Origin of the sequence: Streptomyces sp. AK010 (assembly GCF_014207295.1) — a bacterium.
GTDB classification, from domain to species: Bacteria; Actinomycetota; Actinomycetes; order Streptomycetales; family Streptomycetaceae; genus Streptomyces; species Streptomyces massasporeus.
Window position 1 is genome coordinate 192,001 of record NZ_JACHCX010000007.1, and the last position, 25,843, is coordinate 217,843.

The following is a 25,843-nucleotide window of genomic DNA, read 5'->3' on the forward strand; positions in this document are numbered from 1 at the left end:
CATGACGGCCGTTCACGAAGGGCACGACGGCGACCTGGTGCTCGGCGCCTTCGGGCAGATGGGTTCGCGCATCGACTGCGCCGGGTTCAACCGCCTCGACCTCGAAGGCCCGCAGGTGCTGTGGCTGGTCGCCTCCGGCGCCGTGGATCTGTTCGCGGTCGACGCCGGGCAGCAGGGCCATTGGCACCATCTGGGCCGGCTGGAGGCGGGCTCGCTGGTGCTCGGCCCGGTGCCGGGCCCGCAGCACACCCTGGTGGCCCGGCCGCTGCGGGACTGCGTGGTGCACCGCATCGGCCTGCGCGAGCTGTACCAGCCGGCCAACACGGCGACCTGGTCGTACGACGACTACGGCAACCCGCAGTACGTGCCGCCGACGACGAGTCCACTGGAGTACGCGCTCGCCCTCGGGGTCGGCCGCAGTCTGTCGATCCTCTTCCAGGCACCGATGGCCACCGAGCGGGCCGCCGCGCCCACCGACGACGACGTGTTCTGGATGCAGGTGCCGCCGGGCAGCGTGCAGTACGGCTCGCTGTACGGCGCGGAGGCCGCGGCCGACCTGCTGATGGACCCCGCGCTGTGGCAGTCCATGGTCGACCAGCAGCACCGGCTGCTGACCACGCTGGACCGCTGGATCGAGCAGCTGGAGCGCACCCACGAGTCGCGCACGGCCGAGGGCATCAAGGCCGGTGAGGCGGTGCGCGCCCAGGCCGACCAGACGCTGCTCGCCTCCATCGGCAAGCGCCCCTCGAAGCGCACGACCGCGGCCGACGCGGACGCCACGTACGCGGCCTGCAAGCTGGTCGGGCAGGCGGCCGGGATCCGTATCACCGAACCGACCCAGAAGGGCACCGGCGGGGACCGCCTCGACCCGGTCGAGCAGGTCGCCCTCGCCTCCCGGGTGCGTACCCGGGCCGTACGGCTCGACGGCCGCTGGTGGCGGGACAACGTGGGACCGCTGGTCGGTCAGCGGTCCCTGTCGGGTGCGCCGGTGGCGCTGCTGTGGCGGCGCGGCGGCTATGTCGCGGTGCATCCGTCGACCGGCCGGGAGACGCCGATCGAGAAGGCCAACGCCGAGGAGTTCGAGCCGCGCGCGGTGATGTTCTACCGCCCGCTGCCGGAGCGGGGGCTCAGTCCGCTGAGGCTGCTGCGGTTCTGCATGCAGGGCATGCGCGGCGACCTGACGGGTCTGCTGCTCAGTGGTCTGGTGACGGTGGCGATCGGCGCGCTGGTGCCCATCGCGACCGGCAAGGTGCTGGGCGAGTTCGTGCCGAAGGCGCAGACCGGGCTGATCGTGCAGGTGTGCCTCGCGGTGATGCTGAGCAGTGTGGTGGCGGCGGCCTTCATGCTGTTGCAGAACCTCACGATCCTGCGGCTGGAGGGCCGGATCGAGGCGACGCTCCAGCCGGCGGTGTGGGACCGGCTGCTGAGACTGCCGACGAAGTTCTTCACCGAGCGCTCCACGGGCGAACTGGCCAGTGCGGCCATGGGCATCAGCTCGATCCGCCGGCTGCTGGCGGGGGTCGGGCCGACGGTCGCCCAGTCGGTGACGGTCGGCGCGATGAACCTGGGGCTGCTGCTCTGGTACAGCGTGCCGATGGCGATGGCGGCGATCGGCATGCTCGTCGTGATCGCCGCCGTGTTCCTGGGGCTCGGGTTGTGGCAGGTGCGCTGGCAGCGGCGTCTCGTGGTGCTCTCCAACAAGCTGAACAACCAGGCGTTCCAGACGCTGCGGGGTCTGCCCAAGCTGCGGGTGGCCGCCGCCGAGAACTACGCGTACGCCGCGTGGGCGTCGGAGTTCGCGCGCAGCCGGGAGCTCCAGCAGAAGGTCGGGCGCATCAAGAACCTCACGTCGGTGCTGGGCGCGGTGTACCTGCCGCTGTGCACGCTGCTGATGTTCATGCTGCTGGCCGGCCCGGCCCGGGGGTCGATGTCGGCGGCGGCGTTCCTCACCTTCAACACCTCGGTGACGATGGTGCTGACCTCCGTCACGCAGCTGACGGGCTCGTTCGTCTCGGCGGTGGCCGCGCTGCCGCTGTTCGAGGAGATCAAGCCGGTGCTCGACGCGACGCCGGAGGTGCGCACGGCGAGCACCCGGCCGGGTCCGCTGACCGGGGCGATCGAGGCGCGGCGGGTGTCCTTCCGCTACTCGGACGACGGTCCGCTGGTCCTCGACGACGTGTCGTTCGACGTGCGGCCGGGCGAGTTCGTCGCGGTCGTCGGCCCGAGCGGCTGCGGAAAGTCGACGCTGCTGCGGCTGCTGATCGGCTTCGACCGGCCCGTGTCGGGCAGTGTGCTCTACGACGGGCAGGACCTGGCGGCCCTCGACCAGTCGGCGGTGCGCCGACAGTGCGGTGTGGTGCTCCAGAACGCGCAGCCGTTCACCGGTTCGATCCTGGACGTCATCTGCGGCACCGAGCCGTACACGCCGGAGGAGGCGATGGCGGCGGCCGAGATGGCCGGTCTCGCCGAGGACATCAAGCGGATGCCGATGGGTCTGCACACCATCGTCGCGGGCAGCGGAGCCGTCTCCGGCGGCCAGCGCCAGCGGCTGATGATCGCCCAGGCGCTGATCCGGCGGCCGCGCATCCTCTTCTTCGACGAGGCGACCAGCGCGCTCGACAACGAGACGCAGCGCACGGTCATCGAGAGCACCAAGGCTCTGAACGCCACCCGGATCGTCATCGCGCACCGGCTGTCGACCGTGCTGGACGCCGACCGGGTCGTGGTGATGGAGGAGGGCAAGGTCATCCAGCAGGGACCGCCGGCCCAGCTGCTCGCCGACACCGGAGGCCGGCTGCACGAGCTGGTGCGGCGTCAGATGGCGTGAGGCGGTCAGTCCCGTTGGCGTGAGCGGTCAGTCCAGTCCGGGCACCGGCGCGCCGGAGGGCATCCCCGTCGCGACGTAGGCGGCGTAGAGCTCCTTCCAGGGCGCGTCAGCCCCGGCGTGCGGACCGGCGGTCTCCTCGCCGCGCGCCCTGGCGTCCAGCGCGGCCAGGCACACCTCCCAGCCGGCGCCGTTGCGGGCGGCGCTGTCCTGGGCGTCGAGGACGTTGGTGAGCGTGAAGCGGGTGCTCTTCTCGCCGGTTTCCTCCAGGTCGAAGCGGAGTTCGTCCCCGCCCCACTCGAACGCCAGGTGCCGGGGCGGGTCGACGGCGAGGACCCGGCCGGTTGAGTTCTCCATGTGCGGGTCGCCGCTGAAACGGATCGTGCCGCCGGGGCGCAGCTCGATCTCGGCGCGGGACGGGAACCAGCGCTCCAGTTCGTCCGCGTCGGTGACGAACTGCCAGACGCGGTCCACGGGGTGGTCGTACACGCGGCTGAAACGGACGGCGGGGCGGCCGTCGTCCAGGGTCAGATAGGTGCCGGTGAGGTCGGGGGTCATGGCGGATCAGTCCTTCGGTGGGGTGGTTCGGGGGCGTCCGGCGTCTCGTCGAGGCGGCGGCCCAGCGTGTCGAGGCTCTTGTTCCAGAGCGCGCGGTAGGGGGCGAGCCAGGCGTCCAGGGCGGCGATCGGGGCGGGGTCGAGGGCGTAGACACGGCGTTGCGCGTCCTGCCGCACCCGGACCAGGCCCGCCTCGCGCAGCACCTTGAGGTGCTTGGAGGTGCTCGGCTGGCTCAGTCCGCTTGCCTCGACGATCTCACCGACGGACCGGGGCCGCTCCAGGAGCAGCGCGACGATGGCCCGCCGGTGGGAATCGGCGAGCGCGGTCCAGAGGGCGGCGTCGGACATGACCCCAATATGCCTCGCTCGTTATATACGCGTCAAGGAATATGCGAGCTACCGCCAAGCTGGACGTGCCGGGCACGATCCTGATGGCCGGCGGCCTGTTCTCCGTCGTCTACGGCTTCTCGAACGCGGGAGACGCACGACTGGGGCTAGCCGCACACCTGGGGCTTCCTGATCGCCGGCGGCGTGCTGCTGGCCGCCTTCGCCTGGTGGCAGACCCGCGCCGCCCACCCGCTGCTGCCCCTGCGCATCCTGCTCGACCGCACCCGCGGGGCGTCCTTCCTGGCCGTGCTGATCAGCGGCGCGGGCATGTTCGGGGTGTTGCTGTTCCTCACCTACTACCTGCCACTCCACCTGGGCTTCAGTCCCACGAAGACCGGTGTGGCGTTCCTGCCGATGGTCGGCGCGCTGATGGTGACGGCTCAGCTGGGCACCACCGTGCTGCTGCCGCGCCTCGGCCCGAAGGCCGTGATCCCGCTGGGCTTCGCCATCGCCACCGCCGGCGTGGCGTGGCTGACGGGTATCGGCGTCGGCTCCTCCTACGCGAGCGCGGTGCTGCCGCAGCTCGTCGTGATCGGCGTGGGTCTCGGCCTGGTGATGCCGTCGGCGATGCAGCCGGCCACGGGCGGCGTCGCGGCCGAGGACGCCGGCGTGGCCTCCGCCACCGTCAACGCCATGCAGCAGGTGGGCGGTTCGGTCGGCACGGCGCTGCTGGACACCCTCGCCGCGAGCGCGGTGTCCGACTATCTGTCCGGCAGGGACCCGAGCGGCAAGCTCGTGCAGGCCCAGGCCACGATCGAGAGCTGCACCACCGCCTTCTGGTGGTCGGCCGGGTTCTTTGCCGCGGGCGCGCTGATCACCCTGGCCCTGCACCGGCGCGGGGTGCCGGGACAGGACGCGGAGGCGGCGCCGGTCGTGCACATGTGACCGACGGGGCTGGCCGGGGGCCGTCGTGCGCGGGGGCACGGCGGCCCCCTCTCCCCTGCCGCGGCCTGCGCCCCCCGCGGGTGGCGCGTCCTCGCCGGTCCGGCGCGTGCGATCTGTTGACCGGCCCGGCAAATGGGTACCCACCGGCCATGCGTATCAGCGTGGTGGACGTGGGATCGAACACGGTCAGACTGGTGGTCGCGGACGCGGCGGACGGAGTGCCGCTGCCCGTGCACACCGCCAAGTGGCGGCTGAGGCTGTCCGAGCAGATCGCACCGGGAGGACCCGTCCCGGAGCAGGCCGTGGGGCAACTCGTCGACGCGGTGGCCGAGGCGAGCAGGGCCGCCACCCGGTGGGGTGCCGCCGACCCGCCGGCGTTCGCGACCGCCGTGGTACGCAACGCGCCGAACCGGCGCGAGGTGCTGCGCACCGTCCGCGCCCGTACGGGCGTCGACCTGTGCACCCTGCCGGGCGAGGTCGAGGCCGAATTGACGTTTCTCGGGGCGCGGCGCTGGATGGGCTGGCGCTCGGGTCCGCTCGCCCTGCTCGACATCGGCGGCGGCACCCTCGAAGTCGCCTTCGGGCGCGGCCGGTTGCCCGACTTCGTGGCGTCGCTGCCGCTGGGCGCGCGCCGACTGACGCACGAGTTCTTCGAGGACGAGGACCCGCCGTCGCCGGAGCGGGTGCGGGCGCTGCGCCGCAAGGTCCGCCATCAGCTGCGAGACGTCGCGGCGCGGATCCGCTGGGAGGGCCCGCGCACCGCGGTCGCCACCTCCCGCACCTTCCAGCAGCTGGGGCGGCTGTGCGGCGCCGCACCCGGGCGCCACGGCCCCTTCGTGGACCGGCAGATGCGCCGCTCCGAGCTGCAGGAGGCGATCACCCGGCTGGCCGCGCTGCCCGCCGCCGAACGCGCGCACCTGCCCGGCATCTCCGCCCCGCGCGCCGCACAGAGTCTGGCGGGAGCGGTGGTCGGGCACACCGCGATGAAGCTGACCGGCATCAAGGCCGTCACCGTCTGCCCGTGGGCGATCCGCGAAGGCGTGCTGCTGCGCCACATCGAGGACGGCCCCTCCTGGTGGGCGGAGGTCGCGCGCCGCAGCGAGGAGGCCGCTCCTCCCGACCCGGTGCCGCTGCGGATCGCCGCCACCTCCCGCTGACCGCCCGCGCCCATGCCCGTGACGGGCCGTACCCGAACACAGGAACAGGAAGGAGACTCCCGTGTCCCAGCACCATGATCACGGCCAGGACCAGCATGGCAAGCCGCCCGAGACGGCGCTCGAGGAGGTGCTGCGCGAGGTCGAGGACGCCGAGAACCGCACCCGCGACTCCGCGGAGCGGCGCCGCCACCGGGGCGAGGCCGGGGAGGCCGTCTCCCCCAGCCCGCGTGCGCAGGAGGAGTCCGAGGGGGACTGAGGAGGACCGGGCCGGGCCACTGGGGCGGCGCCCCGAACGGTCGCGCCGCCAGGGCCCGCGCCACACCCGGCAGATCCGCCGCCATGGCCCGCCCGGTCGAGCGCGACCAGTCGTGGCCCCGCTCGGCGTCAAGGAAGCTCGGCCCGGGGCCGGGCCCCTGGTTCCCGTGGGTCCCGCCTGGCCGGGGATCGTGGAGCCGACGTCTCGACGAGTGCTGGACCACGAGTGCCTTCGTGCCATGCCGGAGTACCCCGTGGGGCGGGTGTCACGCGAGGGGTGCCCGGTCGCCGGGCGGGTACCCGGCGCGCATGGAGCACCAAGGACCACGACTGCCGACCCCGCGCGGCCCGCTGAGCAGAGGTGTCGACGCGTATCTGCGGGGCGCGGGCCGCCTGCCCCGCCTCGAGGAGGTCGCCCGCGCCGAGGTGTACGGCGACGACCTCCAGCTCGCCCTGTACCTGTGCTACGAGCTGCACTACCGCGGCTTCGCGGAGGTCCCTCCCGAGCGTGAGTGGGACCCCGACCTGCTGCGCATCCGCGCGGCCATGGAGCAGCGCTTCCTGTCCGCGCTGCGCACCGACGCGCACGTCCACGAGAGCGTGGACGAGGCCTTGGCCGGCCTGCTGGTCGAGCCCGTCGAGGGCACCGGCGTGACCCACTTCCTGCGCGCCGAGGGCGAACTGTGGCAGGTGCGCGAGTATGCGGCCCAGCGCTCCCTGTACCACCTCAAGGAGGCGGATCCACACGCCTGGGTGCTGCCACGGCTGTGGGGCCGGGCGAAGGCGGGGATGGCCGCGGTGGAGTTCGACGAGTGGGGCGGCGGCCGGGCGGAGCGCGTGCACGCGGCCCTGTTCGCCGGCCTGATGACGGATCTGGGCCTGGACACCGCCTACGGCCGCTACCTCGACGCCGCGTCCGCCGAGGCCCTGGTCACCGTGAACATGATGTCCCTGTTCGGGCTGCACCGCACCCTCAGAGGCGCCCTGGTCGGGCACTTCGCGACGGTCGAGATCACCTCGTCGCCGGGGTCGCGACGGCTCGCCGAGGCGATGCGCCGCACGGGCGCCGGCCCCGCGGCCGAGCACTTCTACGACGAGCACGTCGAGGCCGACGCGGTCCACGAGCAGGTGGTGCGCCACGACGTCATCGGCGGACTGCTGGAGCAGGAGCCGCAGCTCGCCCCGGACGTCGCCTTCGGCATCGACGCCACCGAGTTCGTCGAGAAGCGCTTCGGCGCCCGGCTGCTCGCCGACTGGCGTGCGTCACGTTCTTCCCTGCGTACACCACTTGCCCGGGAAGCAGCCCATATCTCCTGATGGCCGGGGTACTCGGCGTGGCGTGATTGCACTGGTACCCCCGGGCGTGTACGCCCCGCAGGAGGACACCGAGCTGCTGGCCGGTGCCCTGTTCGACGAATCGCTGCCCCCGGGCGCGGAAGTCCTCGACGTGGGCACCGGCAGCGGCGCCCTGGCCCTGGAGGCCGCGCGCCGGGGCAGCCGTGTGACCGCCGTGGACGTGTCCTGGAGCGCCGTGTGGGCCGCGCGGCTGAACGCCCTGCTGGCGGGACTCCCGGTCCACATCCGGCACGGGAATCTCTTCGAACCCGTACACGGAGAAACGTTCGATCTGATCCTGGCCAACCCGCCGTACGTGCCGGCGCCGGACGGTCATCGCAGGCCGCCGCGGGGCGCGGCCCGGGCCTGGGACGCGGGCGGCGACGGACGGCTGGTCGTCGACCGCATCTGCCGGGAGGCGCCCGGTCTCCTGCGGCCGGGCGGGGTGCTGCTGCTCGTGCAGTCGGCGCTCAGCGGCCCGGACCTGACGGTCGGGCAATTGCGCGCGGCCGGCCTGAAGGCCGCGGTGACCCGTCGGCGCCGGATCGCGCTCGGGCCCGTGCTGCGTGGCCGGGAACACTGGCTGCGGGAGCGGGGGCTGCTGCCCGCCGTCGAGGACAAGGAAGAGCTGGTGGTCGTCCGTGCCGAACTCCCCGTCTGACCGGTCTGCCGCACCGCGCCGCGTCACCGTCCAGCGCAAGGGCCCGCTGCTGGTGGAGGGCCCGGTGGAGGTGGAGCTCGAGGACGGTTCCGTCGTCAGCTCCGACCGGTTCCGCGTCGCCCTGTGCACCTGCCGCCGCAGTCGCCGCTACCCGTGGTGCGACACGAGCCACCGCGACCGGGCGTGAGGCCCCGGGCGCGGTAGCGCCCAGAGGCCGGCGGGCGGCCCCACTCCGCCCGCCGGCCCCCTCGCACGAGATCGCGACCTCCCGTGACAACGGCCCGGCTCCCCAGCCACGGCCCGCTGCGCTTCACGGTGTCAGCGCGATCCCGGTCTGTGGGTCCAGCCCTCTCAGAAGGAGAAGACTCCCGTTCCGTAGGCGTTCTTCATACAGTCGTTGGAGAAGGTGCGCTCGTAGGAGACGCGCTTGCCCTGCCAGACGCCGTCCACGGTGACGACCACCGGGTCGTACTGCTTGGTGCACATCACGCCGTCCCTCGCGGTCAGGGCGTCGAAGTCCCCACCGACGCCGCGCAGTTCCGCGCAGGCCGAGCGGGCCGCCGGGTGCGTGCCGGCCGCCGTCGGGGCACAGGTCAGGGTGACCGCGCGTTCCGGAGTCGCTGCGATCGCGCTCTCGCCGTGGCCCACCGTGAGGACGAGGGCCGACGGGGCGTAGAGCGCGGTGGGGGCCTGACCCGGGGTGGCGAGCGCGGCCCCGGTGAGGGGTCCGCAGACGGCGGTGGCCGTCATGCCGAGGATCATGGCCCAGCGCGCGGTGTTCCGCATTGTGTGCATCCTTCCGCTTCGATTACGGGGTGTGCCGGTCCGTGCTCGGTCGGTGCCCGGAGCGGCGAGCGCGAGTCTGCCGAGTCCGCCGCGGAAACACACATCGACCCCACGGGTTTCAGTAACCTTGCGTATTGAATCAGTGGCGTGAAGTTACGGAACGCGCGCGGGTGAAGCCCGTAACTGCACGGCCTCCGGGGTCATGAAGCGGCCAGATGGCCGATTCCCGTGCGTTCGTTAATAGGCCTGAAACATTCCGATTCCACTCTCGGCCGACTGCTTTGCGACCCCTTGTGTTCATGTACTGGTGAAGTAATCGTCATTACATGATTACGAATGAGCAGAGAGAGAAGCTCCGCGGCTGGTTCGCCGGTCGCCTGCCCGACGACCTCTTCGAGGAGCTGACCGAGATCACGGTCGACCGCGAGGAGATCACCGTCATCGGCCGCATCCCCGCCCCCAGGCCGGCCGGGGACGCCCCGGCCACCGAACGGGAGGCGGCCCTGGAGAGCCGGGTGCAGGAATTCCGGGAGCGCACCCGCGTCGGCCGCATGGCCGTGGCCCGGGAGGCCGAGCACCGGTTCGGGCGGAAGGTGTCCTGGGGCGTGGAGTGCGGCGGGCGGCGCACACTCTTCACGCACGTGGCCGCGCCGGTCATGACACGGCTGCGCCAGCCGGAGCGCCAGGTGCTCGACACCCTGGTCGCCGGCGGTGTCGCGCGCAGCCGCAGCGACGCGCTGGCCTGGTGCGTGCGCCTGGTCCAGCGTCATACGGACGACTGGCTCGCCGAGTTGCGCGAGTCCCTGGAACACGTGCAGCGCGTCAGGGCCCAGGGCCCGGACTCCGAGCCGGACCCCGCCCCGCACGCGGACGAGGAGTGACCTGTTGTCAGACCCCTCGGCTACGTTGCCCGCATGACGGACTTCGTACTGGTGGCAGGGGCATGGCTCGGGGCGTGGGCATGGGACGAGGTGGCCGCGGAGCTGCGCGGCGCCGGGCATGACGTCCGTGCGCTGACGCTGACGGGCCTCGCCGAGAGACGGGACACACGGCCTGCCGGACAGCAGGCGCACGTCCGGGACATCGTCGAGGAGGTGGAGCGGCTCGGTCTGCGGGACGTCGTCCTGGTCGGGCACAGCTACGCGGGCGTTCCGGTCGGGCAGGCCGCCGGGCGGATCGGCGACCGGCTGCGGCGCGTGGTGTTCGTCGACGCGAACGTGCCCGTGGACGGGGAGTCGTTCCTGTCGGGCTGGCCCAGCGAGCAGGTACGGCGGACGATCGACGCGCAGGGCGGGTACTGGCCGCCGCTCGGCCCCGAGGAGTACGCGGGGCAGGGGCTGACGGACGAGCAGATCGCCCGGATCGTGGGAGCGACCCCGCACCCGGGTGTCACGCTCACCGAACCGGCCGTCCTCGACCGCCCTCTGGGTGAGCTGCCTGCGACGTACGTGAAGTGCCTTCTCGACGGGGACGAGCCGATACCGGCGGTGGCCGCGCTGCTCGGGAGCGACAGCTGGGAGCTGGTGGAGCTGGACACCGGGCACTGGCCGATGTTCTCGCAGCCGAGCGCACTGGCCCGTGTGCTGCGCGAGGCGGCGGTCCGCCCCTGATCCACCGGAGCGCATACCGCTCGGTATCGTCGCCCGTACGGCACGGTCTCGACGAGGAGACGACGGAGGCGGGGCGTACGTGGGCAAGCACTGGGCGGACTTCCAGTACGAGATCTATCTGAACGGGATGACGGGTGCCGTTCCGCGGCTGCCCACCGATCTGACCCGGCTGGAGGAGCTCACCGAGCAGCGGCTGGGGCCCGGACCGGTCGGGTATGTGGCGGGCAGCGCGGGCGACGGCAGTACGGCCCGCGCCAACCGGGCGGCCCTGGAGCGCCGCAGGATCGTGCCGCGCGTGCTGCGCGACGTGCACGACCGGGATCTGTCCGTCGAGGTCCTGGGCCGCGCCCTTCCGGCCCCCCTCGCGCTGGCCCCGGTCGGCGTGCTGTCGATCATGCACCCGGACGCCGAGTCCGCCGCGGCCCGGGCCGCCGCCGCACAGGGCGTGCCGTACATCCTGTCGTCCGCGTCCAGCACGCCCATGGAGCAGGTCGCCGAGGCGATGGGTGACGCCGAGCGCTGGTTCCAGCTGTACTGGCCGAAGGACCCGGAGGTGGCCCGCAGCTTCCTGAACCGGGCGAAGGCGGCCGGGTTCACGGCCCTGGTGGTCACCCTGGACACGCCGCTGCTGTCGTGGCGGCCGCGCGATCTCGACCAGGCGTACCTGCCGTTCCTGCACGGGGTCGGCACGGCGAACTACTTCTCGGACCCGGCGTTCCAAGCAGGTCTGGCCAAGCCGGTGCACGAGGATCCGAACGCGGCCGTGATGCACTTCGTCGGGATGTTCTCCGACCCGGCCAAGAGCTGGCCCGACCTGGCGTTCCTGCGGGAGAACTGGGACGGCCCGATCGTCCTCAAGGGCGTCCTGCACCCGGACGACGCGCGGCTGGCGGCCGAGGCCGGCATGGACGGCGTGGTCGTCTCCAACCACGGCGGCCGGCAGGTGGCCGGTGCCGTCGCCGCGGCCGACGTGCTTCCCCGCGTGGCGGAGGCGGTGGGCGACCGGCTCACCGTCCTCTTCGACAGCGGCGTCCGCACCGGCGACGACATCGTCAAGGCCCTCGCCCTCGGCGCCCGCGCGGTCCTCGTCGGCCGCCCGTACGTCTACGGCCTCGGCCTCGACGGGCAGTCCGGCGTCGAACACGTCATCCGCTGCCTGCTCGCCGAACTCGACCTCACGCTCGCCCTCTCGGGGCATGCGACACCGAACACCGTCGGCCCGGCCGACCTCGTCGAGGATCCGGCCTGACGGCGGGCTGCGCGGCTCGCCGGCCGCGCAGCCCCCGGTCAGCCCCCGGTGCCCCGCGTCACGTGGTCGGGCCGTCGGTGACCGTCACCTGGCGGGCCGCCGGGTCGTCATGCTCCTCGATCGACAGGGAGCCCTCCGTCGTCGGCAGGGGCTCCGACTGCCAGCGCTGGTCCTCGGAGGAGCGGTCGCGGACCTTGACGACGACGTCGGCGTCCGGGTCGTCGTCGGCCGGGGCGAGGGCGAGCCGCTCGTCCCAGCGGGGCAGCAACTCCCCCTGCACGGTGAGGTCGTAGCGCACGTCGTCGCCCCGCTCGGCATCCTCGTCGGCGCAGGTACCGAGGACGACGACACCGGCGTCCTTGTGGGAGTCCAGGCACAGCCCGGGATCGGCGACGCTGCGCAGGAGCCCGTCGTCCTCGTACGTCCACTGCTGGGTCCACACCGCCGAGCACGAGGCCAGCTTCGCGCCCGCGCCCTCCTTCGGCAGGTCCCGGATGTCGAGGCACAGGCCGGCACCGGTGTTGCGCAGCCGGGTCACGCCCTGGGCCATGGGAAGCCCGGCGGTGCCGGGTGGCGTCACCGATGCGGATCCCTTGCCGCCGGCGGCGCTGTTGGAGCCGGCCGGGTCGGCCTCGCCGCCGTCGTAGGACGACGCGCTGATGATGAGCACCGTCGCCAGCACCCCGGCCGAGACCGCGCCGACGCCCGAGAGCAGCGCCCGCGACGACCGCATCGCCTCCGGCACCCGGGCGGGCACGGGGAGCCGGGACAGCAGTCCGTGCCGCCCGCCGCCCCGCCGTCCGCCGCCGCGCCGGCCCGCACGGGCACCGCGCGTGCCGTGCGACGCGCGCCCCGGGCGCGAGTCGAGGTAGCGGCGGGCGCCCCAGCCGAGCACCGCCTCGGCGACCAACGGCCCCAGCGGGCCTTCGAAATGGCTCAGTTGCTCCGCGGCGTTCCGGCAGTAGCGGCACTCGTCCAGATGCTGCTGGACGTCCGGCAGCAGTGCACCGCCGCGGCGGATCGGGACGTCGAGGAGACGGTTGTAGAACCGGCAATCGTGGGTCGGCGCGAGTTCGCGATGGGCACGTACGCAGCCTTCACGGAATTTGTCCCGGGCCTGTTCGAGGGACGCCGCCGCGATGTCGGTGTCCATGCCCAGCAGGCCGGCCGGGACGCTTAAAGGATCTGCCTCGACCTCGACATGCCACAGCAAACAGCGCGAGGCCGCGGGAAGTGCCTGGAATGCCCGCTCCGCGAGGATGCGATTTTCGGGCGTCATGGACGTCGCGGCGCGCAGCCCGCGTCCTCCGGCCGGTTTCTGCAACGCGGGCAGAACGGCTGATATTCGATCGTCGCCGGACCACTCGCGGATCGTGTCGCGCACGGTCACCAGAAGGGCCGGGCGCAGTGCGACGGCGGTCTCGCCGAAGGCGAGGCGGTTGAGGGTCCGGTGGAAGGCGGTTCCGGTCACCATGGCTGCCACCTGCGCCGACGAGGCGAGGCAGATGACCGCGTAGTCGTGCACCGACTGGTAGTGCCGCGCCATCAGCAGCGCGACGGAATGGGCGGCGACCTCGCCCTCCGGGCTGCCTCTCAGCGGGGCGGCGAGTGATTCATCGGATTCCCCGGGATCCCCGCCGGGCGGGGGATACGGGGGACGAGGGGGGTGGGGGGTGGGCACTGAGATGGTTCCTTCCCACGCGTGTGACACACAGAAGTCCTGCCGCCGAAAAAGGAGGCCCGGTTGGTGCGTACCTTTTTGGCGGGGCGCGGGAGGTGCGAATTCACCGACGGCGAATCGGACGCGGTCCACAAAGCACGTGCGACACCCGGCCATTCCCCCCGCACGCGCGTTTCACTCTTGCACAACCCCCACACGGCCAACAAGGCACCCGGACAACATCCCCACCATTGACAGAAAGTCAGAAACGGGGAACGGATACGCGTGGATCGCACCCGTTTTCGACATTTCCCTGCGGCCTGTGTGAATCGGGCGCCGGGTCCGGCCCCTCAGATCTGCCAGGAGCGCAACCGGTCCGCCGCGCCGTAGACGTCGGTGGTGCCGGACAACAGGTCGCGGGCGAGGTCGACGAGGGCGCCGTAGGGCGGGTCGATACCGACACCGCTGACGAACATGTACGCCACGGCCGTCGCACAGGCGAAGCGGGCGTTGGCCGAGGGCAGCGGCCGGAGCACGGTGATGGTGTGCAGCAGCGCGGCGGCCCGCCAGGCCGGGTCGGAGTTCACCCCGAGGCGCGGCGGGTCGACGCGGTGCCGGGCGACGGCGGCGACCAGCGCCGAGAAGTCGTTGACGGTGGGCTGGTCCGGCAGGACCTCCTCATGGCGCTGGAGCAGCCAGGGCACGTCGATATGGATCACGGGCGCCATGGGTCAGGCAGCCCGCCCTTCGCCCTTGGCGGGCGGTTCGTCGTCGGGGAACGCGGCGGCGAACTCGTCGGCGTGCGTGGCGAAGAACCGGCGGAAGGCCTCCGCGCCCTCCTGCAGCGCCCGATGGCGGGCTATGTCGGCCGCGGCCGCCTCGCGCACGAGGGCCTTCATGGACGTACCGCGCTCCTTGGCGATCTGCCGCAGGTCCTCAAGTTCGCGGTCGCTGAACTCCACGTTGAGAGCTGGCATGCCTTCACGGTACCGCTCGGGTACTGACTCGTAAATATCCCCAGGTCAGGGAGGTCGTCTGAAGGTACCAGGGAGAAGGGCCACGTGAGATGTGGGTCACATCGAGCCGTGCGATGTCACAAATCAGCGCGCTGTCCGGCTCGCAGTCGGTGAGCGCATCCACGGGAGGCACACCCATGACCGAGATCTCCGTCACCGGCACCGAAACCCCGCTCGACGCGGCGACCGGGGTGTTCGTCGAACATCGCGAGCTGCTGTTCGGCGTGGTCTACAACATGCTCGGCAGCGTCGCCGACACGGAGGACGTCCTGCAGGAGACATGGCTGTCCTGGGCGGCACGCGGCGGCGCCCCCCTGGCCGGCGTCGACAACCCGCGCGCCTATCTCGTCCGGGTGGCGGTCAACCACGCGCTGCGCCGCCGCGCCGTCATCAGCCGCCGGCGGGAGACGTACGTCGGCCCGTGGCTGCCCGAGCCCCTGGTCGGCGCGGACACCGGGACCGCCGAGGATCCGGCCCTGCGTTCCGAGTCCGTGTCGCTGGCCATGCTGGTGGTCCTGGAGTCGCTGACACCGCTGGAACGGGCCGTGTTCGTGCTGGGTGAGGTGTTCGGCTACCCGCATGCCGAGATCGCGGAGATCATCGACCGCTCCCCTGCCGCCGTGCGGCAGTTGGCGCACCGGGCCCGGGAGCACGTGCACGCGCGGCGGCCGCGGTACGAGGCGCATCCGCGGGTGCGGCGGGAGGCGACCGAGCGGTTCGTGCGGGCGGCGCTCGGCGGGGACATCGCCGAGCTGATGGAGGTGCTCGCACCGGACGTGACGGCATGGACGGACGCGGGCGGCAAGCGCCGGCGGGCGAGCCTGCGCCCGGTGCACGGCCGGGACAAGGTGACCCGGCTGCTCACCGCCGGGCGCGGCGGCCCAAACCACCCGGTCTGGCGCTACCGGCGCGTCAACGGCGACGACGCGGCGGTGCTGTTCGACGGCGACGCGCCGTACGCGGTCCTGGTTCTGGACCTCACCCCGGAGGGCGACCGGGTACGCGGCATCTACGTGGTCGCCAACCCCGACAAGCTCGCCCACCTGCCCGCGGCGCGGGGCGACCGGTGGGGCGCCGGTCAGGAGTGAGCGCGGCAGAACTCCCGGACGGTCCGGTTGAACGGCTCGGGCGCCTCGATGTTGCTGAGGTGCCCGATGCCGGGGAGCACGACCAGCGTGGCCCGCGGGATCGCATCGAGGAACTGGTGGGCGACGGGATCCACGGGTGAGCGGGCGTCGAGCTCCCCCCACAGCAGGAGCGTCGGCACCTCGATCTTCGGCAGCAGATCCCGCAGGTCGGCCTCGGCCATGACGGTGAGTTCGGTCCGCATGCTCTGGGCGCGGGTGTCGGCCGACATCACGGACAGCAGACGGACGGCTTCGGCGGGGGGCCGCCCGGCGAACAGTCCCGGCATGGTCGGTGCGAACGCCTCGGCCGGGACCGCGAGCATGCGCTCCGCCCCCTCGACCCGGGAGCGCACCTCCGCGGCGGGCAGCGAGCCCTTCCAGCCCGCGTAGGTGTCGACGAGGAGCAGGGTCCGCACGAGCGCGGCGTGGTGCCGGTAGAGCTCCAGCACGACGGTGCCGCCCCAGGACGCGCCGAGGACATGGGCCGGTCCCAGATCCACGTCCTCGATGACGGCCGCCAGGCTGCGGGCGTAGTCGGCCAGGGTGAAGGAGGGCGGTACGTCGGAGGAGCGGCCGGCGCCGGGTTCGTCCCAGGCGACGACGGTGAACTCGTCGGCCAGGTCCTCGGCCTGGGGGCGGAACAGCCGGGCGTCCGCCGTGGCGCCGTGCGCGAGCACGAGGGGCGGGCCCTGGCCCACCCGGTCGTACGCGACCTCGATGCCGTCGACCCGCACCGCTGGCATGTCACCAGGCTACGCGCGCGTGCCGGGGGCGTCCTGTCGGCGGACTCCCCCGGCACGCGGGCGGCGGCGCTGCCCGGCTCCTACCCCTGGTCCGCCACGAAGGAGGCCATACGGGTCAGGGCGGCGTTCCAGTTGATCGTGTGCTCGTTGGTCGACCAGGACTGGATGTCGTCGATGTAGCAGAACTGGCCGACGCAGCCCTGCAGTTTGCTCTGTGCGTAGGGGTCCTGGATGCTCGAGTTCGGTCCGCCCGCGAGGGTGCCCCGCGGCGGGTTGGGCAGCTTCGGGTCGAGCTGGCGGGCGTACCAGCGGCTGTGCTGGTTCTGCGCGCTGACCTCGCCGTAGCCGGTGACGTAGGAGATGTTCAGCGCGTTGCGGCCCAGGACGTAGTCCATGCTCTGCAGCGCGCCGTCCCGGTACGCGGCGGCGCCGGTGAGGTCGTACGCCGTGGCGAGGACGACCGCGTTGTTGAGGACCTGGTGGCTGGAGCCCCAGTCGTAGGTGTTGCCGTCCGGTGCGTACGGCATGCCGTAGGGGTGGGCCTTGAGGGTGGCCAGGTAGCGGTCGGCGCCCTTGACGACGGACTGGCGCACCTTGTCGCGGCCGGGCAGTCCGTTGGGCACGGTGGCCAGGTCCAGCCGGCCCGCCGCGCCGGTGCGGGCCCAGTCGAAGCCGAGGGGCTTGAAGAGGTCGGCCGTGTGGACCGGGGACTTCAGGACGTACTCCTCGAACCGCTTCTCCCCGGTGGAGAGGTACAGCTCGGCCGCCGCCCAGTAGAAGTCGTCGGTGACGTCGCTGTCGGGGTAGGCGCCGCCGCCGATGCCGTCGCTCGCAGAGGCGAGGCGGTCGGGGTGGGCGAGCGCCGCCGACCAGGCCTTGCGGGCGGCGGCCAGCGCCTTGCCGGCGAACGTCCTGTCGTAGGGCCGGTAGAGGCGGGCGGCCTGTGCGGCCGTGGCGGCCAGGTTGAGGGTGGCGGCGGTGGAGGGCGGGTGCAGCTCGCGCTTCTGCGGGTCGTCGCTGGGCAGCAGGGGCAGGCCGGTCCACTGCTCGTCGTGGATCTTGTGGTGGGCCATGCCGGCCAGCGGCTTCCCGTCGGGCACCTGCATCCTCAGCAGGAACTCCAGCTCCCAGCGGGCCTCGTCGAGGATGTCGGGCACCTTGTTGCCGCTCTCGGGGATGTCGAGCGTGCCGTCACGGAGTTTGTCCGCCTGCCCGGTGCGGGCGTGCCGGGCGCGTTCGTAGGTGCTCAGCAGTTCCCAGGTGGAGATGCCGCCGTTGACGACGTACTTGCCGTGGTCGCCGGCGTCGTACCAGCCGCCGCTGACGTCGAGGGTGTAGTCGCACACGCCGGGCTGACAGGGCACGGCGGTGTCGCCCTGGTTGGGTGCCACGCCCACGTGACCGGCCGGGCGGCCGTAGCCGGGCCGTAGGTCGTCGCGGATCGCGAGGCCGCTGCGCTGCGTGTAGTAGTACTTCGCCGAGTCCAGCCGGAGCCGCTCGTAGGCGCTCGCGCCGATGTCGAAGGGCCTGCTGGTCTGGCCGTCGGCGACGAGCGTGAAGCCCGTGCCCTTGGTGCGGTAGGCGCCGAAGTCGATGGAGTGGACGTTCTGCCCGGAGGAGGCGTCGACCCCGCGCGGCAGGGTCGTGCCCTTCGCGACGACCGTCCCGCCGGAGGTCTTCAGCTGCCAGGGCAGCCTGGTCGTGGCGTCGGTGACCAGGGTGGCGTTCTTCGGGCCGGCCGGTAGATAGCCGACCTGGTTGACGCGCACCCGGGGACCGGTGTCGGGTTCGTACGGCTCCGGCGCCACGCCGCCGAGCAGCGAGACGTCGTCCATGCAGAAGCGCCAGGCGTCCGCGCTGCCGCCGAGCTGGAAGCCGACCTGGCCCTGCGCGGTGTCGACGGGCGAGGTGAAGGTGTAGGAGTAGTGGTCGCCGGAGACGCTGAGCTGCGGCGTCACCTCGTGGTAGGTGTCGTAGGGCGACACCGACAGGCCCACGATCGCCCGCACCACGTGCCCGGCGGGTGTCCCGGTCGCGCTGAACGAGAAGCGGTACGACTCGCCCTTCACGAGGGTGATGTCGTTCTGCCCGACGGCGGCGTCCCAGCGGTTGGCGGTGCCGCCGGGGACGTCGGCGCAGAGCCGGCCGTCGGACAGGCCCGCGGTGACGTTGCTGGTCGTCCACCAGGGGTCGGTGGTGGTGTCGAAGGTGCCGTTCCTGACCTGCTCGACCTCGTCGGCCCCGGCCGGCGAGGACGGCAGCGCGGTGAGCGCGGTCGCCAGCAGGGCCGTCAGGGACAGCAGGGCGGTTCTGCGTCGTTTCACGTCTGGGCTCCTCCGGGAGGTGCGGGCGACGCTCGGCATGGGAGCGCTCCCAGATGCGGACGCAGGCCATGGTTGTGGCTGTTGTGACGCCCCGTCAACGGTTCGGACGGGACTGGCTGTTCACCGCCCGTCCGGACCGGGGCGGTCTACAGGGCGTCCAGTCGGCTGATGCGGATCGCGCCACGCGCCTCGCCGGGATGGCGGCTTGTCAGCGTGAGCCGGATCCGGGAGCCTCGCAGGGCCTTGAAGGTGATCACGGTGGGGGCGTCGGAGGCGGTGGCCCAGCCTGTCTCGGTGTCCCGCGCGATCCGCCACGCGCGGCCGTCCCAGACCGCCACCTCGATGGCAGCGGGCAGGCTGTGCGCGGCGTCCACGGTGAAGGAGACCTCCACCCGGTCGTAGCCGCGGGTGCGCCCGTGGTCGACGCGGACCCAGTCCTCGGGCCGCGCCCCGTCGAAGTCCGGCAGCAGGGGCGTGGCCTGCTTGAAGAAGCCGTTGGACCAGCCGGTGGCCGGGTCGCCGTCGAGCATGGCGGCGGGCAGTGTGTCCGGACGGCCGGAGTAGCTCGCGTCCGCGCGCGGGTGCCCGACGGGCGCCGGGTGCTCCGGTCCGAAGGCGGCCGGGGCCGTCTCGGCCCGGTCCTGTGCGCGGGTGGCCCGTACGGTCGCCGTGCCCGCGCGCAGCCCCTCGGCGCGGGCGGTCACCTTCACCGCCCCCTCCTTCGTGCCGGACCGGACGATGGCGAGGGCCTTGCCGTGGAAGGCGGTCCGGGTGCTCGCCTGATAGCGCTCGGCACTCTCCTGCCGGCCGTTGTCGAGCCCCGCGAGGGAGCCGCCCGCCACCTCGAAGGACAGCAGGTGCTCCGCGTCGGGCACCACCACCCCGCGCCGGTCGACGACCTCGGCGGTCACGAAGACCAGGGCGCGGCCGTCCGCGGCGAGGGAGGGGCGGTCCGCGGTCAGGCGTATCGCGTGCGGGGCTCCGGCGGTGCGCAGCACGTCGGTGGCGACCACCGTGCCGGCACGCCGGGCGACGGCCTTCAGCTCTCCGGGTTCGAAGGGCACCTTCCAGGTCAGGTGGAGCTTGCCGGCGCTGCCGTTCGGACTGGTGTAGCTGCCCGGGTGGGGGCCGTCGGTGAAGGTCTTGTCGTCGCCGGTCGCCTCGGTGGTCTCCAGGTAGGTGCGGCCGTCGGCGGTCTCCTTGGTGTCGAACCGCCGTACGCCCAGGGACGTGCCGTTGAGGTACAGCTCGACGGTGTCGACGTTCGCGTACGCCCAGACCTCGACCGTGTCGCCCTTGTCGTGGTTCCAGGTCATCGGCAGCAGGTGGACCATCGGTTCGCTGGTCCACTGGCTCCGGAAGAGGTGGTACATGTCCTTCGGGAATCCGGCCGTGTCCACCGCGCCGAAGAAGGACGCCTTGACCGGGAAGACGTCGTACGGCGTGGGCTCGCCGATGTAGTCGATGCCGGACCAGAGGAACTGCCCGGCGAACCACTTCCGGTCCCGGTCCTTCTTGTGGCCGTACTCGCCGCTCATGGTCCAGGAGGCGAGGTTGTTGTCGTAGGAGGAGGTCGCGCGTCTGCCCGGGGTGTGGTTCTCGCCGGTGTTGAGGTGCTCGGGCTCCTGGTAGGCGCCGCGGGTGGAGGTCTCCGAGGAGGACTCCGACTCGAACAGGAACAGGTGCGGGTAGGCAGCGTGCAGCTGGTCGACCGACTTGGCGGTGTTGTAGTTGAGGCCGAGGCCGTCCAGCTTGGCCAGCATCAGGTCGGCGGCGGATCCCTTGGCGGGCAGGCGGCGGTACCTGTCGGAGCCGATGACCAGCGGGCGGGTGTCGTCGGCGGCCCTGATCGCCGCGATGATCCGGTCGGCCATGGCGAGGCCGGCGGTGGAGGTGGAGTCGGGGACCTCGTTGCCGATGGACCAGCTGAGCACGGCGGGCGAGTTGCGGGCCGCCAGCACCATCTCGGTGGCGTCCTTCTCGCACCACTCGTCGAAGAATCGGCCGTAGTCGTACCGGTTCTTTCCGGTGCGCCAGCAGTCGAACGCCTCCACCAGCATGACGACGCCGAGCTCCTCGCAGACCTGGACCACCTCGGGCGCGGGCGGGTTGTGGGAGGTGCGCAGGGCGTTGACGCCCATGGACCGCATGATCTCCAGCTGCCTGCGGACGGCGTCGATGCTGACGGCGGCGCCGAGTGCGCCCAGGTCGTGGTGGAGGTCGACGCCCTTGATCTTGTGGCGGGTGCCGTTGAGGAAGAAGCCCTCGTCCGGGTCGAAGCGGAAGGTGCGGAAGCCGAAGACCGTGCGGTGGGTGTCGGTGGTGCGGCCGCCGACGCGCAGCTCGGTGTGCAGGGTGTAGCGGTGCGGTGTCTCGAAGTCCCACAACTCCGGGCGCGGGACGGTGAGTTCCTGGGTCTCGGTGTGCTCGCCCGTGACGGCCGCGGTGGAGGATGTGCGGGCGACCGTCCGGCCCGTGCGGTCGACGATCCGGGAGACGACCTCGACGTCCGCGCCCGCGCCGGAGGTGTTGACGACGGATGTGCCGACCCGTACGACGGCACGCGCGGCGGAGATCTCGGGCGTGGTGACGCGGGTGCCCCAGCGGGCCACGTGCACCGGCTCGGTGATCACCAGGCGGGCCTCGCGGTAGATGCCGCTGCCGGAGTACCAGCGGCTGCTGGGGAGCCGGTTGCGGACCTCGACGGCGATCACGTTCTCGGTGGTGCCGTCGGTGTGCACCAGGTCGGTGAGGTCGAGGGCGAAGCCGGTGTAGCCGTAGGGGTGACGGCCGGCCACCTTGCCGTTGCAGTACACGGTGGAGTTCATGTAGACGCCGTCGAACTCCACCGAGACGCGCTTGCCGGCGAGGCCGGGCGGCAGGGTGAAGGCCAGGCGGTACCAGCCGAGACCCCCGGGCAGGAAGCCGGTGCCGCTGGTGGTGCCGTGCTCGGTGGTGGGGGTCTGCTCGATGCTCCAGTCGTGCGGGACGGCGGTCTCGCGCCATCCGGAGTCGTCGTAGCCGGGAAGGTGGGCGTCGGCGTAGGCGCCGGTCGGGTCGGTGATGCCGCCCGGGTTCACCAGCGCGAAGCGCCAGCCGTCGCGCAGTGCGACGGTCCGGCGGCCGGACGCGCCGGGCGCCTGCTCGGCGGCCCACGCCTCCGGGGCGCCGAGCAGCGTCCCGGCCGCGGGTGCGGCGGCAGAGGCGAGCAGGACCGATCTGCGCGTGACCGACATGGCGGCTCTCCCTCAGTAGGACCCAGAAGTACTCACAACTGATCGCGAACAAACAGATTCTGTCGACGCGTCACACGCGGCCGTCAAGAGTGCGGGAGCGACCTTCTGCCGCATGGGCGGCTTCGGCGCCATGTGTGCGTGACCCCGGCCGGGAAGGCGGCACCGGGGTTACCGGTCCACGCTGGGCGCCCACGGACTACGCTGGAACTCAACTGACTTCCCTGTTCACTGTGAGTGTCCGTATGGAGTCGCGACGATGAGTCCGGACGAGGCGTTGGACGATGGCGTGGCCGCCCGTGCCGTCATCGCCGTCGACGGCACGCTCACCGAGTGGAGCGAGGGCGCCCGCCGTCTGCTGGGCCACACGGCCGCCGAGGTCGTGGGCCGCCCGGCCGCCGACCTGCTGGCCGACGGCGCGGACCCGCCGGCCGTGCCGGACGACTCGCGCTGGAGCGGCACCGTCACCCTTCGCCATCGTGACGGCCACCCCGTCACCCTCTGGGTGCTCGCCCACCGCCGGCCGCCGGACGCGGCGGAGGCGATCGACTGGCTGGCGGTGTCCCCGCCGGAGGCCGTCGACCACGCGCTTGCGGACGACCCGCTGGTGCGCGCGGCGCTGACGCAGTCGCCCTGCGCCACGATGATCTTCGACGAGCGGCTGCGGCTGCGTGGCGTGAACGAGGCCATGGCCGATCTGCTGGGACTGCCCGCCGGGCGGATGCTGGGCCTCAGGCCCACCGACGTCGGCAGCCGGCCGCCGAACGCCGAGCTCGAGGAGAACTTGCGCCGGGTGCTGAGCACCGGCCGGCGGCAGGACATGCAGTCGTACTTGAAGGCGACCGGCGAGGACCGGGGCGCGCACGCGTGGCTGGCCCGGATGGCGCCGCTCACCGACGGGGCGGGCCGGGTGCGGGGCGTGTGCGTGACCGCCCACGACTTCTCCGACCAGTACCGCGCGCGAGAGCGGTTGCAGCTGGTCAACGAGGCGAGCGTGCGGATCGGCACCACCCTCGACGTCACCCGTACCGCCCAGGAGCTGGCGGACGTGTGTGTCCCGGCGCTCGCCGACTTCGTCAGCGTCGACCTGCTCGACCCGCAGGAGCACGGCGGCGAGTCCGCCGGACCGCCGGTCCCGCCGCTGCGTCTGCGCCGGGCCGCCCACCAGTCGGTCAACAAGGGCAGCCCCGAGGCCGTCGCCAAGCCCGGGCAGGTGGACCTCTACCCCGAGAACTCCCCGCAGTCCGCCTCGCTGGTCGCGGGGCACACCGTCGTGGCCTCGGGCTCCTCCGGCGACCTCGAGCGGTGGCTGGCCTGGGACCCGGTGCGCTTCCGGCGGATCCAGGAGTACGGCATCCACTCCACGATGTCCGTTCCGCTGCAGGCCCGGGGCACGACCCTCGGGGTCGCGGTCTTCACCCGCTTCCGGCGCCCCGAGGCGTTCACCGTCGACGACGTGCTGCTGGCCGAGGAGGTCACGGCCCGGGCCGCCGTCTGCATCGACAACGCGCGCCGCTACTCCCGCGAGCGCGAGACGACCCTCACCCTGCAGCGCAGTCTGCTGCCCCGCACCCTGCCGCGCACCGCGGCGGTCGAGGCGGCCTCCCGCTACCTGCCGGCCACCCGCTCCGGCGTCGGAGGCGACTGGTTCGACGTGATCCCGCTGTCGGGGATGCGGGTCGCCATGATCGTCGGCGACGTCGTCGGCCACGGCATCCAGGCCTCGGCCACCATGGGCCGGCTGCGCACCGCCGTCCGCACCCTCGCCGACATCGACCTGGCCCCCGACGAGCTGCTCACCCACCTCGACGACCTGGTCGTCCGGCTGTCGGAGGAATCCGGCGGGGACCACGGCACCGGAGAGGTGGGCGCGACCTGTCTGTACGCGGTCTACGACCCGGTCTCCCGGCGCTGCACCCTGGCCCGGGCCGGGCATCCGCTGCCCCTGCTGGTGCCGCCGGACGGCCCGGCGCGGCAGCTCGACCTGCCTTCGGGGCCGCCGCTGGGCGTCGGGGGGCTGCCGTTCGAGGCCGCCGAGGTGGAGCTGCGGGAGGGCAGCGTCCTGGCGTTCCACACGGACGGGCTGCTGGTCAACCGGGAGCGGGGCGTCGACGCCAGCGGCCGGATGCTCCGCGAGGCGCTGTCGGCGCCCTCCGACTCCCTGGACGAGATCTGCGACCGCGTACTGCACACGCTGCTCCCGCCGGGCGGCTCCAGCGACGACGTGGCCCTGTTGCTGGCCCGCACCCGCGGCCTGCCGTCCGCCCAGGTCGCCACCTGGGACATCCCCGCCGACCCGGCACTGGTGGCGCCCATCCGCAAGCAGGTCGTCGACCAGCTAGAACGCTGGGGGCTGGCCGAGGCCACCTTCACAGGCGAGCTGGTCGTGAGCGAGCTGGTCACCAACGCCATCCGCTACGGCGCCCCGCCCATCCGGCTGCGGCTCATCCATGACGCGGCCACCCTGATCTGTGAGGTGTCCGACAGCAACCACACGGCGCCGCACCTGCGCCGGGCCAAGACCTGGGACGAGGGGGGCCGCGGGCTGCTCCTGGTCGCCCAGCTCACCCAGCGGTGGGGCAGCAGGCACACCGGCGAGGGCAAGACCATCTGGGCGGAGCTGGCCCTGCTCGACGACGAGACCTGAGTCACCGGCGGCACTCGCTGCGGCCCGTGGTCCTCGACCAGGACCGCGGGGCCGCCGAGGGTCTCTTACCGACGCCTGGTTTCATTGGGCGGGCACCGCCTGATCGCGCCCCGGAGGACCCCGCCCTGAACACCCCGCTCGCCGAAGTCCTGTCCGTGACGCTGCTGGCCGCCGTGCTCGTCTGGGCCGTCGCCCGCCCCAAGGGCCTGCCGGAGGCCGTGCTGGCGGTGCCCGCCGCCGGGATCGCCGTCGCCCTCGGAATCATCACTCCCGATCACGCCTGGGAGGAGATCCAGCGACTGGGGCCCGTCGTCGGCTTCCTCGCGGCCGTGCTGGTGCTCGCCCACTTCTGCGACGTCGAGGGGCTGTTCACCGCGTGCGGGGCGTGGATGGCCCGCTGGGCGGCGGGGCGCCCCACACGGCTGCTGACCGCGGTGTTCGCGCTGGCGTCCGTCATCACGGCCGTGCTCAGTCTGGACGCCACCGTCGTCCTGCTCACCCCGGTGGTGCTGGCCACCGCGACCCGCATGGGCGTGCAAGCACGGCCGCATCTGTACGCGTGCGCCCATCTGTCGAACACCGCCTCGCTACTGCTTCCGGTCTCCAATCTGACCAATCTGCTGGCGTTCACGGCGAGCGGGCTGCGCTTCACCCGCTTCGCCGCGCTGATGGCGCTGCCGTGGCTGGTCGCGATCGCCGCCGAGTACCTGGTGTTCCGGCGGTTCTTCGACGACGAACTCGCGGCGCCCCTCCCCTCCCCCGACGCCGAGCCGCGTCCCGAGCCGCTCCCGCTGTTCGCCCTCGTCACCGTCGGCTGCACGCTCGCCGGGTTCGTAGTGGCCTCCGCCATGGGGATCGAGCCGGCGTGGGCCGCGCTGGCCGGTGCGCTGGTGCTGGCCGGGCGGGCACTGGTGCGGCGCAAGGCCACCCCCCTGACGGTGGTGCGGTCGGCGGCCCCGGCCTTCCTGGTGTTCGTGCTCGCGCTCGGCGTGGTCGTGCGTGCGGTCGTCGACCACGGGCTCGCCGATGCGCTGCGGCGCGTGCTGCCCGGCGGATCGGGCCTGCTGTCGCTGCTGGGTGTGGCCGCGGTGGCCGCCGTCCTGGCCAACCTCATCAACAACCTGCCCGCGGTGCTGGTGCTGCTGCCCCTGACCGCCGGGTCCGGTCCGGGCGCCGTGCTGGCGGTGCTGCTCGGTGTGAACATCGGCCCCAACCTGACCTACGCCGGATCACTGGCGACCCTGCTGTGGCGGCGGATCGTGCAGCAGCACGGGAACCGGGTCGGGCTCGGGGAGTTCACCCGGCTCGGGCTGCTCGCCACTCCGGCGGCGCTGGTGCCGGCCGTGGTGGCCCTGTGGCTGTCGCTGACCGTCGTCGGAGCCTGAAC

21 protein-coding genes and 1 pseudogene are annotated in these 25,843 nt (G+C 72.6%); 13 read left to right on the forward strand and 9 right to left on the reverse strand.

What is annotated here, in order from left to right:
• Position 1 precedes the first annotated feature (1 nt).
• Positions 2 to 2,827: an NHLP bacteriocin export ABC transporter permease/ATPase subunit gene (locus HDC93_RS16110; protein ID WP_185011364.1), complete on the forward strand. Its 2,826-nt coding sequence runs from the start codon at positions 2 to 4 to the stop codon at positions 2,825 to 2,827.
• 27 nt (positions 2,828 to 2,854) lie between these two features.
• Here HDC93_RS16110 and HDC93_RS16115 read toward each other — a convergent pair whose 3' ends face one another.
• A complete protein-coding gene (locus tag HDC93_RS16115) occupies positions 2,855 to 3,382 on the reverse strand; it encodes an SRPBCC family protein (RefSeq protein ID WP_185011366.1) in 528 nt (175 codons plus the stop codon).
• The gene (locus HDC93_RS16120; protein WP_185011368.1) at positions 3,379 to 3,729 is read right to left on the reverse strand and encodes a helix-turn-helix transcriptional regulator; all 351 of its coding nucleotides are present in this window, start codon (positions 3,727 to 3,729) and stop codon (positions 3,379 to 3,381) included. The genes HDC93_RS16115 and HDC93_RS16120 overlap by 4 nt, the downstream gene beginning before the upstream one ends.
• A 47-nt stretch (positions 3,730 to 3,776) precedes the next feature.
• Between HDC93_RS16120 and HDC93_RS16125 the strand changes: the two are divergent.
• The 6 genes and pseudogenes from HDC93_RS16125 to HDC93_RS16150 form a co-directional block, all read left to right on the forward strand.
• Positions 3,777 to 4,653 (forward strand): annotated as a pseudogene (locus tag HDC93_RS16125) (MFS transporter); the annotation flags it as partial.
• Positions 4,654 to 4,802: 149 nt separating this feature from the next.
• A complete protein-coding gene (locus HDC93_RS16130; protein ID WP_185011371.1) occupies positions 4,803 to 5,810 on the forward strand; it encodes a Ppx/GppA family phosphatase in 1,008 nt (335 codons plus the stop codon).
• Positions 5,811 to 5,871: 61 nt separating this feature from the next.
• On the forward strand, positions 5,872 to 6,066 hold the full coding sequence (locus tag HDC93_RS16135; protein WP_185011372.1) for a hypothetical protein: 195 nt from the start codon (positions 5,872 to 5,874) through the stop codon (positions 6,064 to 6,066).
• 308 nt (positions 6,067 to 6,374) lie between these two features.
• The gene (locus HDC93_RS16140; RefSeq protein ID WP_185011374.1) at positions 6,375 to 7,382 is read left to right on the forward strand and encodes an iron-containing redox enzyme family protein; all 1,008 of its coding nucleotides are present in this window, start codon (positions 6,375 to 6,377) and stop codon (positions 7,380 to 7,382) included.
• Between the two features lie 22 nt (positions 7,383 to 7,404).
• On the forward strand, positions 7,405 to 8,061 hold the full coding sequence (locus HDC93_RS16145; RefSeq protein ID WP_311774565.1) for a HemK2/MTQ2 family protein methyltransferase: 657 nt from the start codon (positions 7,405 to 7,407) through the stop codon (positions 8,059 to 8,061).
• On the forward strand, positions 8,042 to 8,248 hold the full coding sequence (locus HDC93_RS16150) for a CDGSH iron-sulfur domain-containing protein (protein WP_185011376.1): 207 nt from the start codon (positions 8,042 to 8,044) through the stop codon (positions 8,246 to 8,248). The genes HDC93_RS16145 and HDC93_RS16150 overlap by 20 nt, the downstream gene beginning before the upstream one ends.
• A gap of 164 nt (positions 8,249 to 8,412) precedes the next feature.
• On the opposite strand, the gene HDC93_RS16155 is transcribed toward HDC93_RS16150, so the two are convergent.
• The gene (locus HDC93_RS16155; protein WP_185011378.1) at positions 8,413 to 8,847 is read right to left on the reverse strand and encodes a protease inhibitor; all 435 of its coding nucleotides are present in this window, start codon (positions 8,845 to 8,847) and stop codon (positions 8,413 to 8,415) included.
• A 326-nt stretch (positions 8,848 to 9,173) separates the two neighbouring features.
• Between HDC93_RS16155 and HDC93_RS16160 the strand changes: the two genes are divergently transcribed.
• The 3 genes from HDC93_RS16160 to HDC93_RS16170 all read left to right on the forward strand — a co-directional run bounded on the left by HDC93_RS16160 (position 9,174) and on the right by HDC93_RS16170 (position 11,706).
• The gene (locus tag HDC93_RS16160; protein WP_185011380.1) at positions 9,174 to 9,728 is read left to right on the forward strand and encodes a hypothetical protein; all 555 of its coding nucleotides are present in this window, start codon (positions 9,174 to 9,176) and stop codon (positions 9,726 to 9,728) included.
• 33 nt (positions 9,729 to 9,761) lie between these two features.
• On the forward strand, positions 9,762 to 10,457 hold the full coding sequence (locus HDC93_RS16165) for an alpha/beta fold hydrolase (protein ID WP_185011382.1): 696 nt from the start codon (positions 9,762 to 9,764) through the stop codon (positions 10,455 to 10,457).
• A 79-nt stretch (positions 10,458 to 10,536) separates the two neighbouring features.
• The gene (locus tag HDC93_RS16170) at positions 10,537 to 11,706 is read left to right on the forward strand and encodes a lactate 2-monooxygenase (protein ID WP_185011384.1); all 1,170 of its coding nucleotides are present in this window, start codon (positions 10,537 to 10,539) and stop codon (positions 11,704 to 11,706) included.
• A 58-nt stretch (positions 11,707 to 11,764) separates the two neighbouring features.
• Here HDC93_RS16170 and HDC93_RS16175 read toward each other — a convergent pair whose 3' ends face one another.
• The 3 genes from HDC93_RS16175 to HDC93_RS16185 form a co-directional block, all read right to left on the reverse strand.
• A complete protein-coding gene (locus HDC93_RS16175; protein WP_185011386.1) occupies positions 11,765 to 13,387 on the reverse strand; it encodes an RICIN domain-containing protein in 1,623 nt (540 codons plus the stop codon).
• Positions 13,388 to 13,716: 329 nt separating this feature from the next.
• Positions 13,717 to 14,094 carry a hypothetical protein gene (locus HDC93_RS16180; RefSeq protein ID WP_031110699.1) on the reverse strand — a complete coding sequence of 126 codons (378 nt, stop codon included), beginning with the start codon at positions 14,092 to 14,094 and terminating at the stop codon, positions 13,717 to 13,719.
• Positions 14,095 to 14,097: 3 nt separating this feature from the next.
• The gene (locus HDC93_RS16185; protein ID WP_030845137.1) at positions 14,098 to 14,343 is read right to left on the reverse strand and encodes a hypothetical protein; all 246 of its coding nucleotides are present in this window, start codon (positions 14,341 to 14,343) and stop codon (positions 14,098 to 14,100) included.
• Between the two features lie 176 nt (positions 14,344 to 14,519).
• On the opposite strand from HDC93_RS16185, the gene HDC93_RS16190 reads away from it, so the two are divergent.
• Complete coding sequence (locus HDC93_RS16190; RefSeq protein WP_185011388.1) at positions 14,520 to 15,470, forward strand: sigma-70 family RNA polymerase sigma factor; 951 nt, start codon at positions 14,520 to 14,522, stop codon at positions 15,468 to 15,470.
• On the opposite strand, the gene HDC93_RS16195 is transcribed toward HDC93_RS16190, so the two are convergent.
• The 3 genes from HDC93_RS16195 to HDC93_RS16205 form a co-directional block, all read right to left on the reverse strand.
• Entirely contained in the window at positions 15,461 to 16,252 is a 792-nt protein-coding gene (locus tag HDC93_RS16195) for an alpha/beta fold hydrolase (RefSeq protein ID WP_185011390.1), read from the reverse strand. The two genes, HDC93_RS16190 and HDC93_RS16195, sit on opposite strands and share 10 nt — an antisense overlap.
• Positions 16,253 to 16,332: 80 nt before the next feature.
• Positions 16,333 to 18,576, reverse strand: a complete 2,244-nt coding sequence (locus HDC93_RS16200) for a glycoside hydrolase family 9 protein (RefSeq protein WP_185011392.1) — start codon at positions 18,574 to 18,576, stop codon at positions 16,333 to 16,335.
• Positions 18,577 to 18,722: 146 nt separating this feature from the next.
• Positions 18,723 to 21,812, reverse strand: coding sequence for a glycoside hydrolase family 2 TIM barrel-domain containing protein (locus HDC93_RS16205; RefSeq protein WP_185011394.1), 3,090 nt, complete (start codon positions 21,810 to 21,812; stop codon positions 18,723 to 18,725).
• A 256-nt stretch (positions 21,813 to 22,068) separates the two neighbouring features.
• On the opposite strand from HDC93_RS16205, the gene HDC93_RS16210 reads away from it, so the two are divergent.
• A complete protein-coding gene (locus HDC93_RS16210; protein ID WP_185011396.1) occupies positions 22,069 to 24,456 on the forward strand; it encodes a SpoIIE family protein phosphatase in 2,388 nt (795 codons plus the stop codon).
• A 125-nt stretch (positions 24,457 to 24,581) separates the two neighbouring features.
• Positions 24,582 to 25,841 (forward strand): arsenic transporter, encoded by a 1,260-nt coding sequence (locus tag HDC93_RS16215; protein ID WP_185011693.1) that lies wholly within the window; start codon positions 24,582 to 24,584, stop codon positions 25,839 to 25,841.
• Positions 25,842 to 25,843 lie beyond the last annotated feature (2 nt).